This window comes from Tepidiphilus olei (assembly GCF_006980705.1).
GTDB classification, from domain to species: domain Bacteria; phylum Pseudomonadota; class Gammaproteobacteria; order Burkholderiales; family Rhodocyclaceae; genus Tepidiphilus; species Tepidiphilus olei.
In genome coordinates this window covers 1-16192 of the sequence record NZ_SBHO01000015.1, presented here as the reverse complement: position 1 = coordinate 16192, position 16192 = coordinate 1, and the positions used below count along the sequence as shown (strand labels likewise).

13 protein-coding genes and 1 tRNA gene are annotated in these 16192 nt (G+C 62.8%); all 14 read left to right on the top strand.

The genetic code is table 11. The features are described from left to right. Positions 1 to 558: EF-Tu C-terminal domain-related protein (locus EPD80_RS11135; RefSeq protein ID WP_260677397.1), on the top strand; the 558-nt coding region annotated here is incomplete at its 5' end. A 35-nt stretch (positions 559 to 593) separates the two neighbouring features. Next, a tRNA-Trp gene (locus tag EPD80_RS11130) sits at positions 594 to 669 on the top strand. 26 nt (positions 670 to 695) lie between these two features. Then, positions 696 to 1043 (top strand): preprotein translocase subunit SecE, encoded by a 348-nt coding sequence (secE, locus tag EPD80_RS11125; RefSeq protein ID WP_142803779.1) that lies wholly within the window; start codon positions 696 to 698, stop codon positions 1041 to 1043. Beyond that, a complete protein-coding gene (nusG, locus tag EPD80_RS11120) occupies positions 1043 to 1576 on the top strand; it encodes a transcription termination/antitermination protein NusG (protein ID WP_142803778.1) in 534 nt (177 codons plus the stop codon). Before secE ends, nusG begins: the two co-directional genes overlap by 1 nt. Positions 1577 to 1653: 77 nt before the next feature. Beyond that, complete coding sequence (gene rplK / locus EPD80_RS11115) at positions 1654 to 2085, top strand: 50S ribosomal protein L11 (RefSeq protein ID WP_142803777.1); 432 nt, start codon at positions 1654 to 1656, stop codon at positions 2083 to 2085. 1 nt (position 2086) lies between these two features. Continuing rightward, on the top strand, positions 2087 to 2785 hold the full coding sequence (gene rplA, locus EPD80_RS11110; protein ID WP_142803776.1) for a 50S ribosomal protein L1: 699 nt from the start codon (positions 2087 to 2089) through the stop codon (positions 2783 to 2785). A 207-nt stretch (positions 2786 to 2992) separates the two neighbouring features. Beyond that, positions 2993 to 3517 carry a 50S ribosomal protein L10 gene (rplJ, locus tag EPD80_RS11105; protein WP_142811798.1) on the top strand — a complete coding sequence of 175 codons (525 nt, stop codon included), beginning with the start codon at positions 2993 to 2995 and terminating at the stop codon, positions 3515 to 3517. Positions 3518 to 3568: 51 nt separating this feature from the next. Continuing rightward, positions 3569 to 3955 (top strand): 50S ribosomal protein L7/L12, encoded by a 387-nt coding sequence (rplL, locus tag EPD80_RS11100; protein ID WP_142803774.1) that lies wholly within the window; start codon positions 3569 to 3571, stop codon positions 3953 to 3955. A 142-nt stretch (positions 3956 to 4097) separates the two neighbouring features. Beyond that, complete coding sequence (rpoB, locus tag EPD80_RS11095; protein ID WP_142811796.1) at positions 4098 to 8237, top strand: DNA-directed RNA polymerase subunit beta; 4140 nt, start codon at positions 4098 to 4100, stop codon at positions 8235 to 8237. Positions 8238 to 8271: 34 nt separating this feature from the next. Next, positions 8272 to 12474 carry a DNA-directed RNA polymerase subunit beta' gene (gene rpoC / locus EPD80_RS11090; RefSeq protein ID WP_142811794.1) on the top strand — a complete coding sequence of 1401 codons (4203 nt, stop codon included), beginning with the start codon at positions 8272 to 8274 and terminating at the stop codon, positions 12472 to 12474. A 110-nt stretch (positions 12475 to 12584) separates the two neighbouring features. Continuing rightward, positions 12585 to 12962 (top strand): 30S ribosomal protein S12, encoded by a 378-nt coding sequence (rpsL, locus tag EPD80_RS11085; RefSeq protein ID WP_142803771.1) that lies wholly within the window; start codon positions 12585 to 12587, stop codon positions 12960 to 12962. A gap of 39 nt (positions 12963 to 13001) precedes the next feature. Next, on the top strand, positions 13002 to 13472 hold the full coding sequence (gene rpsG / locus EPD80_RS11080) for a 30S ribosomal protein S7 (RefSeq protein ID WP_142803770.1): 471 nt from the start codon (positions 13002 to 13004) through the stop codon (positions 13470 to 13472). Positions 13473 to 13564: 92 nt separating this feature from the next. Beyond that, complete coding sequence (gene fusA / locus EPD80_RS11075) at positions 13565 to 15661, top strand: elongation factor G (RefSeq protein ID WP_142811792.1); 2097 nt, start codon at positions 13565 to 13567, stop codon at positions 15659 to 15661. A 37-nt stretch (positions 15662 to 15698) separates the two neighbouring features. Beyond that, on the top strand, positions 15699 to 16192 hold a 494-nt coding region (locus EPD80_RS11070), incomplete at its 3' end, for a GTP-binding protein (protein WP_142810994.1).

The following is a 16192-nucleotide window of genomic DNA, read 5'->3' as shown; positions in this document are numbered from 1 at the left end:
CCCTTCCTGCTGCCGATCGAAGACGTGTTCTCCATCTCCGGTCGTGGCACGGTGGTCACGGGCCGGGTCGAGCGCGGCATCGTCAAGGTGGGCGACGAAGTCGAGATCGTCGGTCTGCGTCCGACGCAGAAGACCACGGTCACGGGCGTGGAGATGTTCCGCAAGCTGCTCGATCAAGGGCAAGCGGGCGACAACGTCGGGGTGCTGCTGCGCGGCACCAAGCGCGAAGACGTCGAGCGCGGACAAGTGCTCGCCAAGCCCGGGACGATCACGCCGCACACGCACTTCGAGTGCGAAGTGTACGTGCTCTCCAAGGAAGAGGGCGGGCGTCACACGCCGTTTTTCAGCAACTACCGGCCGCAGTTCTACTTCCGCACCACCGACGTCACGGGCGCCATCAAGCTACCCGAAGGGGTGGAGATGGTGATGCCCGGTGACAACGTGAAGTTGGAGGTGAAGCTGATCGCCCCGATCGCGATGGAAGAAGGCTTGCGCTTCGCCATCCGTGAAGGCGGCCGTACCGTCGGCGCCGGCGTCGTCTCCAAGATCATCGAGTAAGCCGGTTTTTTGCCGGAGTCGTTTCCGGCAGTCGCAGGGGCATAGCTCAATTGGCAGAGCGTCGGTCTCCAAAACCGAAGGTTGGGGGTTCGATTCCCTCTGCCCCTGCCATTTCTCATTAGCGGACGGTCGTATCCATGGATCGCCTCAAATTTATCGCTGCACTGGTGCTGCTGGCTGCCGGCATCGCCGGTTTTTATGTTTTTGCCGATTTGCCGTCCGTGGCCAGGGGGGCACTGGTCGTGGTCGGCGTTCTCGCTGCGGGCGGGATCTCGTTGTTTGCCACCGAGGCGGGAGCGAAGTTTCGTGAGTTTGCGCGCGGGACCGTGGCCGAGGTGCGCAAAGTCGTTTGGCCCTCTCGCAAAGAGACGATCCAGTCGACGTTGATCGTCTTCGCCTTCGTGACCGCGATGGCGATTTTCTTGTGGTTGGTCGACAAGACCCTCGAGTGGGGTTTGTACGACCTGATCCTTGGGTGGAAGTGATGGCCAAGCGCTGGTATGTCGTACAGGCCCATTCGGGCTACGAGAAGCAGGTGCAAAAGGCGCTGCAGGAGCGCATCAAACGTGCCGGCATGGAAGACCTCTTCGGTCGCATTCTCGTGCCCGTGGAGAAAGTCATCGAAATGCGTGCGGGGCAGAAGACCGAGACCGAGCGCAAATTCTATCCCGGATACGTGCTCGTCGAGATGGAGATGAACGACGACACGTGGCATCTGGTCAAATCTTTGCCCAAGGTGTCCGGGTTCATCGGCGGCACGCCCACCAAGCCGGCCCCCATTCCCGAGCGCGACGTCGAGAAGATCCTGCAGCAGATGCAGGAAGGCGGCGAGAAGCCGCGTCCGCGCATCGTCTTCGAGCCGGGCGAGGTGGTTCGGATCAAGGAAGGGCCGTTCGCTGATTTCATGGGCACGGTGGAAGAGGTCGACTACGAGCGCAGCCGCCTCACCGTGGCCGTGACCATCTTCGGTCGCGCCACCCCGGTTCAACTGGAATTTTCCCAAGTCGAGAAGACCTGAGAAACCGCGGCACTGCCGCACCCCGAGGAGCCGCCCAAATGGGCGGCGTTTGCACTCACATTTAGGAGTCATCATTCATGGCGAAGAAAATCGTCGGCTATATCAAGTTGCAAGTGCCGGCGGGCAAGGCCAACCCCAGCCCCCCGATCGGCCCCGCGCTCGGCCAGCGCGGTCTCAACATCATGGAATTTTGTAAGGCTTTCAATGCCAAGACCCAGGGGATGGAGCCCGGCCTGCCGATCCCGGTGATCATCACCGCTTATTCGGACAAGTCGTTCACCTTCGTGATGAAGACGCCGCCGGCCACCATTCTCATCAAGAAGGCCATCGGCGTCCAGAAGGGCTCGTCCAAGCCGCACGTCGACAAGGTGGGCACCATCACACGAGCCCAGCTCGAGGAGATCGCCAAGACCAAGATGCCCGATCTCACTGCGGCGGACCTGGATGCGGCCGTGCGTACCATCGCTGGTTCGGCGCGCAGCATGGGCGTGACCGTGGAGGGGGTGTGACATGGCCAAACTCAGCAAACGCATGCGTGCCCTGAAGGAAAAGGTCGATCGCAACCGCGCTTATGCCTTGAGCGAGGCGCTCTCGCTCGCCAAGGAAACGGCGTTGGCCAAGTTCGACGAATCGATCGACATCGCCGTCAACCTGGGCGTCGATCCGCGCAAATCCGACCAGGTCGTGCGGGGCGCCGTGGTGCTGCCCGCCGGAACCGGCAAGTCGGTGCGTGTGGCCGTTTTCGCTCAAGGACCCAAGGCCGAAGAGGCCAAGGCTGCCGGAGCCGATCTGGTCGGCATGGATGACCTCGCCGAGCAGATCAAGGCGGGCAAGATCGATTTCGACGTCTGCATCGCCTCGCCCGACGCCATGCGCGTGGTCGGCCAGCTCGGTCAGATCCTCGGCCCCCGTGGCCTTATGCCGAACCCGAAAGTCGGCACGGTCACGCCCGACGTCGCCACCGCGGTGAAGAACGCCAAAGCGGGTCAGGTGCAGTTCCGTACCGATAAAAACGGCATCGTGCACGCCCCGATCGGCCGTGCCTCCTTCCCCGTGGAGGCGCTCGAGCAAAACGCCAAAGCGCTCATCGACGCGCTGATGAAAGCCAAGCCGGCAGCGGCGAAAGGCTCCTATCTGCGCAAGGTTGCGGTCTCGAGCACGATGGGCGTGGGCATCAAGGTCGATCCGGCCTCGGCCGTGCAGGCATAAAACAGAACTTTGGGCCGTCGCGATGGCATGCCGTCGCGGCGGGTTGTCAAAGACCGCTGGGGGTTCGCCTCAAACGCATCGTTGCGATGCGCCCAGCGTAGATGGCGTCACCCGAAGCAGGAACCTTCCGGTTCGCCGGAGCCGCTCCTGATGAAGGTCGCCGTGGCGCACCCCGGAAACGGGGTGCAGTAACCGTAGGAGTAGACCGTGGGACTCAATCTCGACGAGAAAAAGGCGATAGTCGCCGAAGTCGCGGCCCAGGTGGCCGGGGCGGGGGCGATCGTCGTTGCCGAGTACCGTGGTCTCGATGTCGCGCAAATCACCGAGCTGCGCAAGAGGGCCCGCCAATCGGGCGTCTATCTGCGCGTGCTGAAAAATACCCTGGTGCGTCGGGCGATTGCCGGGACTCCCTTCGAGTGCCTGGCCGATCGCCTCGTCGGCCCCCTGATCTACTGCATCGCTCCAGATCCGGTGGCCTGTGCCAAGGTGTTGCACGACTTTGCGAAGGATGCCGAAAAGCTCGTGATCAAGGGCGGCGCCATGCCCAACTATCCGCTCGACGTGGCGGGAGTGAAAGCCCTGGCGTCCATGCCGAGCCGCGAAGAGCTGCTCGCGACCTTGGTTGGCACGCTGCAGGCGCCGATCGCGAAGTTCGTGCGCACGCTCAACGAGGTGCCCGGCAAGTTCGTGCGCACGCTCGCCGCGGTGCGCGACGCGAAAGAGACCGCTTGACCCTTCATTACCCCTTTTTGCCATTCAGGCCAAACCCATCAGGAGTGAATCATGGCTTTGACGAAAGAAGAAATCCTTGACGCGATCGCCAGCATGTCGGTGCTCGAACTCTCCGAGCTCATCAAGGCGATGGAAGAGAAATTCGGCGTCTCCGCCGCTGCGGCCGTGGCCGTGGCCGCAGCGCCTGCCGCCGGCGGGGCCGCTGCCGCGCCTGCTGCCGAAGAGAAGACCGAATTCGACGTGATTCTGCAAGAAGCCGGTGCGAAGAAAGTCGAAGTCATCAAGATTGTGCGTGCGGCCACGGGCCTCGGCCTCAAGGAAGCCAAGGACCTCGTCGACGGCGCGCCCAAGCCCGTCAAGGAAGGCGTTTCCAAGGACGAAGCCGAGAAACTCAAGAAAGAGCTCGAAGCCGCCGGTGCCAAGGTCGAGGTCAAGTAATCGCCCCGAAGCCGTGCTGGAGGCTGGCGCCCACAGGGCGTCAGCCTTTTCGCGCTTGTGTCGTGAGAAGGCAGCACCGAGCCCGTCTTCGGCGGGCTGAGTCCTGTTTCCTCCCCCACGTCTGACATTGCCTGGAGCACTCATGGCGTACTCTTACACCGAAAAGAAACGCATCCGCAAGAGCTTTGCCAAGCAAAAGCCCGTCTTGGATGTGCCGTTTTTGCTGTCCACCCAGGTCGATTCCTACGCCGAATTCCTCCAGCTCGGAGTGCCGCCCGAGCAGCGTGAGAACAAAGGACTGCAGGCAGCCTTCAACTCCATCTTCCCCATCGTCAGCGTCACCGGCAATGCCCGGCTCGAATTCGTGCAGTATTTTCTGGGTGAACCGGTGTTCGACGTCAAGGAATGCCAGCTGCGCGGGCTCACTTACTGTGCCGCCTTGCGCGCGCGCGTGCGCCTGGTGTTGCTCGACAAGGCCACCAATTACGAGACGGTCAAGGAAGTGAAGGAGCAGGAAGTGTTCATGGGCGAGATTCCGCTCATGACCGAGAACGGCTCTTTCATCATCAACGGAACCGAGCGTGTCATCGTCTCGCAGCTGCACCGCTCGCCCGGCGTCTTCTTCGAGCACGACAAGGGCAAGACCCACTCTTCCGGCAAGCTACTCTTCTCGGCGCGCATCATTCCCTATCGTGGCTCTTGGATCGACTTCGAGTTCGATCCCAAGGATTGCCTCTACTTCCGGATCGACCGTCGCCGCAAGATGCCGGTCACGGTGCTGCTGCGCGCCATCGGCATGACGACCGAACAGATCCTCGAGACCTTCCACGATTTCGAAGACTTCCGGATCGAGAACGGGCGTTTCTACTACAAGATCGTGCCGGAGCGCCTGCGTGGTGAGATCGCCCGCTTCGAGATTCGCGACGCCGACGGCAACGTCATCATCGCCAAAGACAAGCGCATCAATGCCAAGAACGTGCGCGACCTCAAGCGTGCGGGCATCGAGGAAGTGGCGGTCGACGACGAATTCCTCTTGGGGCGCATCGTCGCCCGTGACCTGGTCGACCCCGAAACCGGCGAGATCATCGCGCGCGCCAACGACGAGATCACCGAAGAGGTGGTCGAGCGCCTGCGTCAATCCTCGCTCAAGGGATTCCAGACCCTGCTCGTCAATGACCTCGACCGCGGCCCCTATATCTCGCAGACCCTGAGGCTGGACGATACCACCGACGCCTGGTCGGCCAAGGTCGCGATCTACCGCATGATGCGTCCCGGCGAGCCGCCCACCGAGGAAGCGGTCGAAAACCTCTTCCAGGGTCTCTTCTATTCGCCCGATCGCTACGACCTCTCGGCGGTGGGGCGCATGAAGTTCAACAGCCGCGCCTATCCGCCGCTCGAGCAGCTCGACCCGAATTCGCCCGACTGGATCAAGCGTTTCTTCGAGCGCGTCGGCCCGAAAGGTGCCGAAGGCAAAGGGACGTTGGACGACGAAGACCTCATCGCCGTGATCGCGCTCCTCGTCGAGCTGCGCAATGGCCATGGTGAAGTCGACGACATCGACCACTTGGGCAACCGTCGCGTGCGCTGCGTCGGGGAACTCGCGGAGAACCAGTTCCGTACCGGGCTCGCCCGGGTCGAGCGGGCCGTCAAGGAGCGTCTGGTGCAGGCCGAGGCGGAAAACCTCATGCCGCACGACCTCATCAACGCCAAACCGATCTCGGCGGCGATCAAGGAGTTCTTCGGCTCGAGCCAGCTCTCCCAGTTCATGGACCAGACGAACCCGCTCTCCGAGATCACGCACAAGCGACGGGTCTCGGCGCTCGGCCCTGGTGGCTTGACGCGCGAGCGTGCCGGGTTCGAAGTGCGCGACGTGCACCCGACGCACTACGGACGCCTGTGCCCGATCGAGACCCCTGAAGGCCCCAACATCGGCCTCATCAACTCGTTGGCGGTCTATGCCCGCACCAACAAGTACGGCTTCATCGAGACGCCGTACCGCAAGGTGGTCGATGGCCGGGTCACCGACGAGGTGGTCTATATGTCGGCCATCGAGGAAGGTTCCTATGTCATCGCCCAGGCGAACTCGGAAGTCGATGCCGAAGGCCGGCTCACCGGCGCGCTCGTCTCCTGCCGGCAGAAGGGCGAATTCGTCATGGTGCCGCCGGAGCAGGTGCAGTTGATGGACGTGGCGCCGCAGCAGATCGTTTCGGTGGCCGCCTCCCTCATTCCCTTCCTCGAACACGACGACGCCAACCGTGCGCTCATGGGCGCGAACATGCAGCGTCAGGCCGTGCCCTGCCTGCGCCCCGAAAAACCGCTGGTGGGTACCGGCATGGAGCGCATCGCCGCAGCCGACTCCGGCACGGTCGTGCGCGCACGCCGCGGCGGGGTGGTCGACTACGTCGACGCCAAGCGCATCGTCGTGCGCGTGCACGACGACGAAACCTCTCCGGGCGAAGTCGGGGTCGATATCTACAACCTCACCAAGTTCACGCGCTCCAACCAGAACACCAACATCAGCCAGCGCCCCATCGTGCGCAAGGGTGATGTGATTACTGCCGGCGACATCATCGCCGACGGGGCCTCGACCGACCTCGGCGAGCTCGCTCTGGGGCAGAACGTGCTCGTGGCCTTCATGCCGTGGAACGGCTACAACTTCGAGGATTCCATCCTCATCTCCGAGCGCGTGGTGGCCGAGGATCGTTTCACCTCGATCCACATCGAGGAGCTCACGGTGGTGGCGCGCGACACCAAGCTCGGTCCCGAGGAGATCACGCGCGACATCGCCTCCTTGGGCGAAGCGCAGCTCACGCGTCTGGACGAATCCGGCATCATCCACATCGGCGCCGAAGTCAAGGCGGGCGACGTGCTGGTGGGTAAGGTCACGCCCAAGGGCGAAGCCCAGCTCACGCCGGAAGAAAAACTGCTGCGGGCGATCTTCGGCGAGAAAGCCTCCGACGTGAAAGACTCCTCGCTGCGCGTGCCCACCGGCATGAGCGGCACCGTCATCGACGTGCTCGTCTTCACCCGTGAGGGCATCGAGCGCGACAAGCGGGCGCAGTCCATCATCGACGACCAGCTACGGGCCTATCGCAAGGACCTCAACGACCAGATGCGCATCTTCGAGCGCGACGCTTTCCAGCGTGTGCGCCGTCTGCTCGTCGGCCAGAAGGCCAACGGCGGTCCCAAGCGTCTGGCCAAAGGCAGCGTGATCGACGAGGCCTATCTCGATTCCCTCGAACCGTATCAGTGGTTCGACATCCGCGTCGAGGACGAAACGCTCGCCGCGCAGCTCGAAGCCGTGCGCGACGGCCTCGAGAAGATGCGCAAGGCCTTCGACGAAGCGTTCGAGCACAAGCGCCGCAAGCTCACCCAAGGGGACGAATTGCCCCCGGGTGTGCTCAAGATGGTGAAGGTCTATCTCGCCGTCAAGCGGCGGCTGCAGCCCGGTGACAAGATGGCCGGCCGCCACGGTAACAAGGGGGTGGTCTCCAAGATCGTGCCGGTGGAGGACATGCCCTTCATGGCCGACGGCCGCCCGGTAGACATCGTCCTGAACCCCTTGGGCGTGCCCTCGCGCATGAACATCGGCCAGATCCTCGAGACCCACCTCGGCCGCGCAGCACGGGCGCTGGGCGAGCGCATCGGTGAGATGCTGCGTCGCCAGGCCACGGTGCAGGAAGTGCGCGAATTCCTCGAGCGGATCTACAACGAACGCGGTCACCGCGAGGCGCTCGGCGAGCTCAGCGACGAGGAACTCCTCGAGATGGCGCGCAACCTCGAAAAAGGCGTGCCTTTCGCTTCGCCCGTCTTCGAGGGGGCCACGGAAGAGGACATCGCCGCCATTTTCCGGCTCGCCGGCATCGAAGGGACCGAACAGGTCACGCTCTACGACGGTCAGACGGGCGAGCCCTTCGAGCGTCCGGTCACGGTGGGCTACAAGCACATGCTGAAGCTGCACCACCTGGTCGACGACAAGATGCACGCGCGCTCCACCGGTCCGTACTCGCTGGTGACGCAGCAGCCGCTCGGCGGCAAGGCGCAGTTCGGCGGCCAGCGCTTCGGCGAGATGGAAGTCTGGGCACTGGAAGCCTACGGCGCGGCCTACACCCTGCAAGAGATGCTCACCGTCAAGTCCGACGACGTGGTCGGCCGCACCAAGGTCTACGAGAGCATCGTCAAGGGAGAGCACCGCATCATCGCCGGCATGCCCGAGTCCTTCAACGTGCTGTTGAAGGAAATCCGCTCGCTTGCGCTCGACATCGATCTGGAACGCTATTGATCAGGCGGAATGATCCCGCCAGGAGAACTCATCCATGACTAGCACTAGCTTGCTCGCCGACCTGTTCAAACAGTCGCTGCCTCAGGAAAACGAGTTCGATGCGATCACCATCCGGCTCGCCTCGCCGGAGAAGATCCGCTCGTGGTCCTACGGCGAAGTCAAGAAGCCCGAGACCATCAACTACCGCACCTTCAAGCCCGAGCGCGACGGCCTTTTCTGCGCCAAGATCTTCGGCCCGATCAAGGACTACGAGTGCCTGTGCGGCAAGTACAAGCGGCTCAAGTACCGCGGCGTGATCTGCGAGAAGTGCGGCGTCGAAGTGACCGTGGCGCGCGTGCGCCGCGAGCGCATGGGCCACATCGAACTGGCCTCGCCCGTGTCGCACATCTGGTTCCTGAAGAGCCTGCCGAGCCGCCTCGGCCTGGTGCTCGACATGACGCTGCGCGACATCGAGCGCGTCCTCTACTTCGAAGCCTATGTCGTCATTGAGCCGGGACTCACGCCGCTCAACCGCGGCCAGCTCATGACCGAAGAGCAGTACCACGCCGCCTTCGAGGAATACGGCGACGATTTCGTCGCCATGATGGGGGCCGAGGCCATCCGCGAACTCCTGCGCACGCTCGACATCAAGCGCGAGATCGAGAAGCTGCGCGGCGAGCTCGAGACCACGGGGTCGGATGCCAAGATCAAGAAGCTCAGCAAACGGCTCAAGGTGTTGGAGGCCTTCAACAAGACCGGAATGCGCCCCGAATGGATGGTCCTCGAGGTGCTGCCGGTGCTGCCGCCCGACCTGCGCCCGCTCGTGCCGCTCGACGGCGGGCGCTTCGCCACCTCGGACCTCAACGATCTCTATCGCCGTGTCATCAACCGCAACAACCGCCTCAAGCGCCTGCTCGAGCTCAAGGCGCCCGACATCATCGTGTGCAACGAGAAGCGCATGCTGCAGGAGGCGGTCGATTCGCTGCTGGACAACGGCCGTCGCGGCAAGGTGATGACCGGGCCCAACAAACGGCCGCTCAAGTCGCTCGCCGACATGATCAAGGGCAAGGGCGGGCGCTTCCGTCAGAACCTGCTCGGTAAGCGCGTCGACTACTCCGGCCGCTCGGTCATCGTCGTCGGTCCGCAGTTGAAGCTGCACCAGTGCGGCCTGCCCAAGCTCATGGCGCTCGAACTCTTCAAGCCCTTCATCTTCAACCGGCTGGAGAAACTCGGCTACGCCACCACCATCAAGCAGGCCAAGAAGATGGTGGAGAACCAGGAGCCGGTGGTCTGGGACATCCTCGAAGAGGTGATCTACGAGCACCCGGTGCTGCTCAACCGCGCCCCGACCCTGCACCGCCTGGGCATCCAGGCCTTCGAACCGGTGTTGATCGAGGGCAAGGCGATCCAGCTGCACCCGCTGGTGTGTACGGCGTTCAACGCCGACTTCGACGGCGACCAGATGGCCGTGCACGTGCCGTTGTCGCTCGAAGCCCAGCTCGAGGCGCGCACCCTGATGCTCGCCTCGAACAATGTCTTGTCGCCTGCCAACGGTGAACCCATCATCGTCCCCTCGCAGGACATCGTGCTGGGTCTTTACTATGCCACGCGCGAATCGGCTGTGGCCAAGGGCAGCGGCATGATGTTTGCCGACGTCGCCGAAGTCAAGCGTGCCTTCGAGACGGGGGTGGTATCGCTGCACGCTCGCATCACCGTGCGCATCAAGGAGTACGACCTCGGCCCCGACGGTGAGCCGATCGAGCGCATCACCCGGCGAGAGACGACCGTCGGCCGGGCGATCCTCTCCTCGATTCTGCCCCCCGGCTTGCCGTTCGAGCTCATCGACCAGCCGCTCAAGAAAAAGACCATCTCCAAGCTCATCAACCATGCGTACCGCAATTGCGGGCTCAAGGCCACGGTGATCTTCGCCGACAAGCTGATGACTACCGGCTATCAGCTCGCCACCCGCGGCGGCATTTCCATTGCCATCAAGGACATGCTCGTTCCGCCGCAGAAAGAGGAGATCATCCGCAAGGCCGAGGAAGAGGTCAAGGAAATCGCCCAACAATACGCTTCGGGTCTGGTGACGGCGGCCGAGCGCTACAACAAAGTGGTCGACATCTGGGGTACGGCGGTCGATCAAGTAGCCAAAGCGATGATGGAGCAACTGGCCAAGGAGAAGATCGTCACCGAAGATGGCAAGGAGATCGAGCAGGAATCCTTCAACTCCATCTACATGATGGCCGACTCCGGCGCGCGCGGCTCTGCTGCCCAGATCCGTCAGCTCGCCGGCATGCGCGGCCTCATGGCCAAGCCCGACGGCTCGATCATCGAAACCCCCATCACCACCAATTTCCGCGAGGGGCTCAACGTCCTGCAGTACTTCATCTCGACGCACGGCGCGCGTAAAGGTCTGGCCGACACGGCACTCAAAACCGCCAACTCCGGTTACCTCACGCGGCGCCTGGTCGACGTCACCCAGGATCTGGTCGTCACCGAAGAAGATTGCGGCACCCACGAAGGCTTTGCCATGAAGGCCCTCATCGAAGGGGGCGAGGTCATCGAGCCGCTGCGCGACCGTATCCTCGGGCGTGTGGCTGCCGACGACATCATCGATCCGGATACGCAGGCCACCCTCATCGAGGCGGGTACGCTGCTCGACGAGAAACTCGTGGCGCTCATCGACGAGAAAGGGATCGACGAGGTCAAGGTGCGTAGCCCGCTTTCCTGCGAGACCCACTTCGGCGTGTGCGCCAAGTGCTACGGGCGCGATCTGGGGCGTGGTGGTCTGGTCAACGTCGGAGAGGCGATCGGTGTCATCGCCGCACAGTCGATCGGCGAGCCGGGTACCCAGCTCACCATGCGGACCTTCCACGTCGGTGGTGCCGCCTCACGAGCGGCCGCGGTCTCGGGAGTGGAGGCCAAGTCCGGCGGGACGGTGCGTTTCTCCTCGAACATGCGCTACGTGGTCAACGAGCGCGGAGAAAAGATCGTCATCGCCCGCTCGGCCGAAGTGCTGATCCTGGACGATGCCGGCCGTGAGCGCGAGCGCCACAAGGTACCTTACGGCGCGACCTTGTACATCGATGATGGCCAGGTGGTCAAGGCGGGGGTCAAACTCGCCGCTTGGGATCCGCACACCCGGCCGATCATCAGCGAATACGCTGGCACGGTGCGGTTCGACAACGTCGAAGAAGGCATCACGGTCGCCAAGCAGGTCGACGAGGTCACCGGTTTGTCGACCCTGGTGGTCATCGATGCCAAGCAGCGCGGATCGAGCGCCAAGATCGGACGGCCGCAGATTCGCCTACAGGACGAGGCGGGCAACGATGTGCGCATTCCCGGGACCGATCATCCCTTCATGCTCACTTTCCCGGTGGGCGCCATCATCACGGTGCGTGAAGGGCAGTATGTCGGCGTGGGCGAGGTGCTCGCCCGTATTCCTCAAGAATCGGCCAAGACCCGGGACATCACCGGGGGTCTGCCGCGCGTGGCCGAGCTCTTCGAAGCCCGTTCGCCCAAGGATGCCGGCATGCTCGCCGAAGTCACCGGCACGGTCTCGTTCGGCAAAGAGACCAAGGGCAAACAGCGCCTCATCCTCACCGAGCCGGACGGCACCACCCACGAGTTTCTCATCCCGAAGGAAAAGCGTCTCTTGGTGCACGATGGCCAGGTCGTCAACCGGGGTGAGCTGATCGTCGATGGACCGGTCGATCCGCACGACATCCTGCGTCTGCAAGGCGTCGAGGCGCTCGCGCGCTACGTCATCGACGAGGTGCAGGACGTCTATCGCCTGCAGGGGGTGAAGATCAACGACAAGCACATCGAGGTGATCGTGCGGCAGATGCTGCGTCGCGTCGTCATCACCGATCCCGGTGACAGCCGTTTCCTGCGTGAGGAGCAGGTCGAGCGCTCGGACGTGCTGATCGAAAACGCTCGTCTGGAGAAAGAGGGCAAGATCCCGGCGCGATTCGAGAACGTGCTGCTCGGTATCACCAAGGCGTCTTTGTCCACCGACTCCTTCATCTCGGCGGCCTCCTTCCAGGAAACCACGCGGGTGCTCACCGAAGCCGCGATCATGGGCAAGCGCGACGAGCTGCGCGGGCTCAAAGAGAACGTCATCGTCGGGCGGCTCATTCCCGCGGGTACGGGCTTGGCGCATCACCGGGCGCGTCGTCAGCGCACCCAGGCGCAGTCGGCCGAGAGCGCCTGGGCGCAGATCACGACCGGGGCCGCCTCGAGTCAGGCCGAAGGATGAGAACGATGGGGTGTGCTTGACGCACACCCCTTTTCAAGATAACATCGCGCGTTTATCGAACCGGCCAATCGTAGTCGGGTCGCCGAATCGCCAACGAAGGAAAAGAAACTATGCCGACGATCAACCAGCTCGTGCGCAAACCGCGTACCCGCGTCCGGGAGAAGAGCGCCGCTCCGGCGCTGGAATCCTGCCCGCAGCGGCGTGGAGTGTGCACCCGCGTCTATACCACGACGCCGAAAAAACCCAACTCGGCCTTGCGTAAGGTCGCCAAGGTTCGACTCACCAACGGCTACGAGGTCATCGCCTACATTGGAGGTGAGGGGCATAACCTGCAAGAACACTCGGTGGTGCTGATCCGTGGCGGCCGGGTGAAAGACCTGCCGGGGGTGCGCTACCACATCGTCCGCGGCTCGCTCGATCTTCAAGGCGTCAAGGACCGCAAACAGGCCCGTTCGAAGTACGGTGCCAAGCGTCCCAAGAAAGCCTGATCGGTTCGAAACGTCATCTAGAAATCGCGAGAGGTCGAAATGCCCCGTCGTCGTGAAGTTCCCAAGCGTGAGATTCTGCCGGATCCGAAGTTCGGCAACCAGAACGTCTCAAAATTCATCAACGTGATCATGGTCTCGGGCAAGAAGTCCGTGGCCGAACGTATCGTCTACGGCGCCTTCGAGGCGATCGCCGCCAAGGGGGGGAAAGATCCTCTGCAGGTTTTCAGTGCGGCGATCGAAAACGTCAAGCCGGTGGTCGAAGTCAAGAGTCGTCGTGTCGGTGGTGCCAATTATCAAGTGCCGGTGGAAGTGCGGCCGTCGCGGCGCCTCGCCTTGTCGATGCGTTGGCTGCGTGATGCGGCGCGCAAGCGCTCCGAAAAATCCATGGCGCAGCGCTTGGCCAATGAACTGCTGGAGGCCGCCGAAGGGCGTGGTGCCGCCATGAAGAAGCGTGACGAGGTTCACCGCATGGCCGAGGCGAACAAGGCCTTTGCGCATTACCGTTATTGATCCTAAATCCATGGCGCGGCGGGCCCCATCGAGGCTGGCCCGCTTTTGCGTTTTCGACGAACGATATTTTGGAATTCTTGGCGGGAAACGACGTGGCACGCAAAACACCCATCGAACGCTACCGTAACATCGGTATCTCGGCGCACATCGACGCCGGTAAAACCACGACCACCGAACGCATCCTGTTCTACACCGGGGTCAACCACAAGATCGGGGAGGTGCACGAAGGCGCCGCCACCATGGACTGGATGGAACAGGAGCAGGAGCGGGGCATCACCATCACTTCCGCCGCCACCACCTGTTTCTGGCGCGGCATGGACATGCAGTTCCCCGAGCACCGGTTCAACATCATCGACACCCCGGGGCACGTCGACTTCACCATCGAAGTCGAACGCTCGATGCGCGTGCTCGACGGGGCCTGCATGGTCTACTGTGCCGTGGGCGGCGTGCAGCCCCAGTCCGAGACCGTGTGGCGTCAGGCCAACAAGTACAAGGTGCCGCGTCTGGCTTTCGTCAACAAGATGGACCGCCAAGGGGCCAATTTCTTCAAGGTCTACGAGCAGATGCGCGCCCGCCTCAAGGCGAACCCCGTGCCGATCGTCATCCCCATCGGGGCCGAGGATTCGTTCGCCGGCGTGGTCGATCTCATCAAGATGAAAGCGATCGTCTGGGACGAGGCTTCCCAGGGCACCAAATTCGAATACCGCGACATTCCCGCCGAACTGAAGGATCAGGCGCAGGAGTGGCGCGAGAAGATGCTCGAGGCTGCCGCCGAGGCGAGCGAGGAGCTCATGAACGAGTACCTCGAAAACGGCGACCTGCCCGAGGCCAAGATCGTCCAGGGGCTGCGGCTGCGCACCATCGCCACCGAGATCCAGCCCATGCTGTGCGGCTCGGCCTTCAAGAACAAGGGCGTGCAGCGCATGCTCGACGCCGTGATCGAATTCCTGCCCTCGCCGGTCGACATCCCGCCGGTGCAGGGAACCGATTTCGACGGCAACGTCGTCGAGCGCCGTGCGGCCGACGACGAGAAATTCTGCGCCTTGGCGTTCAAGCTGATGACCGACCCCTTCGTCGGTCAGCTCACCTTCCTGCGCGTCTATTCCGGTACGCTCAACTCCGGTGACACCGTGCTCAACGCCAACAAGAACAAAAAAGAGCGCATCGGCCGCCTGCTGCAGATGCACGCCAACGAGCGCAACGAAATCAAAGAAGTGCTCGCCGGTGACATCGCCGCCGCCGTGGGTCTGAAGGAAGTCACCACGGGCGAGACCTTGTGCGATCCGGGCGCGCCGATCAAGCTCGAATCCATGGTCTTCCCCGAGCCGGTGATCCACGTCGCCGTGGAGCCCAAGACCAAGGGCGACCAGGAGAAGATGGGCATTGCGCTGCAGCGCCTGGCGATGGAAGATCCATCTTTCCGCGTGCGTACCGACGAGGAATCCGGTCAGACCATCATCTCCGGTATGGGCGAGCTGCATCTCGAGATCATCGTCGATCGTATGCGCCGCGAGTTCAACGTCGATTGCAACGTCGGTGCGCCGCAGGTGGCCTACCGCGAAACCATTCGCAAATCGGTCGAACAGGAAGGCAAGTTCGTCAAGCAAACCGGCGGCCGTGGTCAGTACGGTCACGTCTGGTTGCGCATCGAACCGAACGAAGCGGGCAAGGGTTATGAATTCATCGACGCCATCAAGGGCGGCGTCGTACCCCGTGAATACATCCCGGCGGTGGACAAGGGCGTGCAGGAAGCGCTGCAAAGCGGCGTGCTCGCTGGATTCCCGGTGGTCGATGTCAAGGTCACTCTCTTCGACGGTTCGTATCACGAAGTCGACTCCAACGAGAATGCCTTCAAGATGGCTGGTTCCATCGCCTTCAAGGAAGGGATGAAGAAGGCCAATCCGGTGTTGCTCGAACCCATCATGGCGGTGGAAGTCGAGACCCCCGAAGAGTTCATGGGCAACGTCATGGGCGATCTTTCCGGGCGCCGCGGCGTCATCCAGGGTATGGACGACCTTCCCGGTGGCATCAAGTCCATTCGTGCCGAGGTGCCGCTCGCCGAGATGTTCGGTTATGCCACCCAGCTGCGTTCGCTCACCCAGGGGCGTGCCACCTACTCGATGGAATTCAAGCACTACGCCGAAGCGCCCAAGTCCGTTGCCGAGGCGGTGATCAACAGCCGGAAGTGAGCGGTTTTTCTTTATCACGTTTGCAAGGGGAAATACGATGGCAAAAGCGAAGTTCGAGCGCACCAAGCCGCACGTGAATGTGGGCACGATCGGTCACGTGGACCATGGGAAGACGACGCTGACGGCGGCGCTGACGACGGTGCTGTCGAAGTACTACGGCGGCGAGGCGAAGAAGTACGACGACATCGACGCGGCGCCGGAAGAAAAGGCCCGTGGGATCACGATCAACACCGCGCACGTCGAATACGAGACGGAGAAGCGCCACTACGCGCACGTCGACTGCCCGGGCCACGCCGACTACGTCAAGAACATGATCACCGGCGCGGCGCAGATGGACGGTGCCATTCTGGTGGTGTCGGCCGCCGACGGTCCGATGCCGCAGACGCGCGAGCACATCCTGCTGGCGCGCCAGGTGGGCGTGCCCTACATCGTCGTCTACATGAACAAGTGCGACATGGTCGACGACCCCGAGCTCCTCGAGCTCGTCGAGATGGAAGTGCGCGAGCTGCTCTCCAAGTACGACTTCCCCGG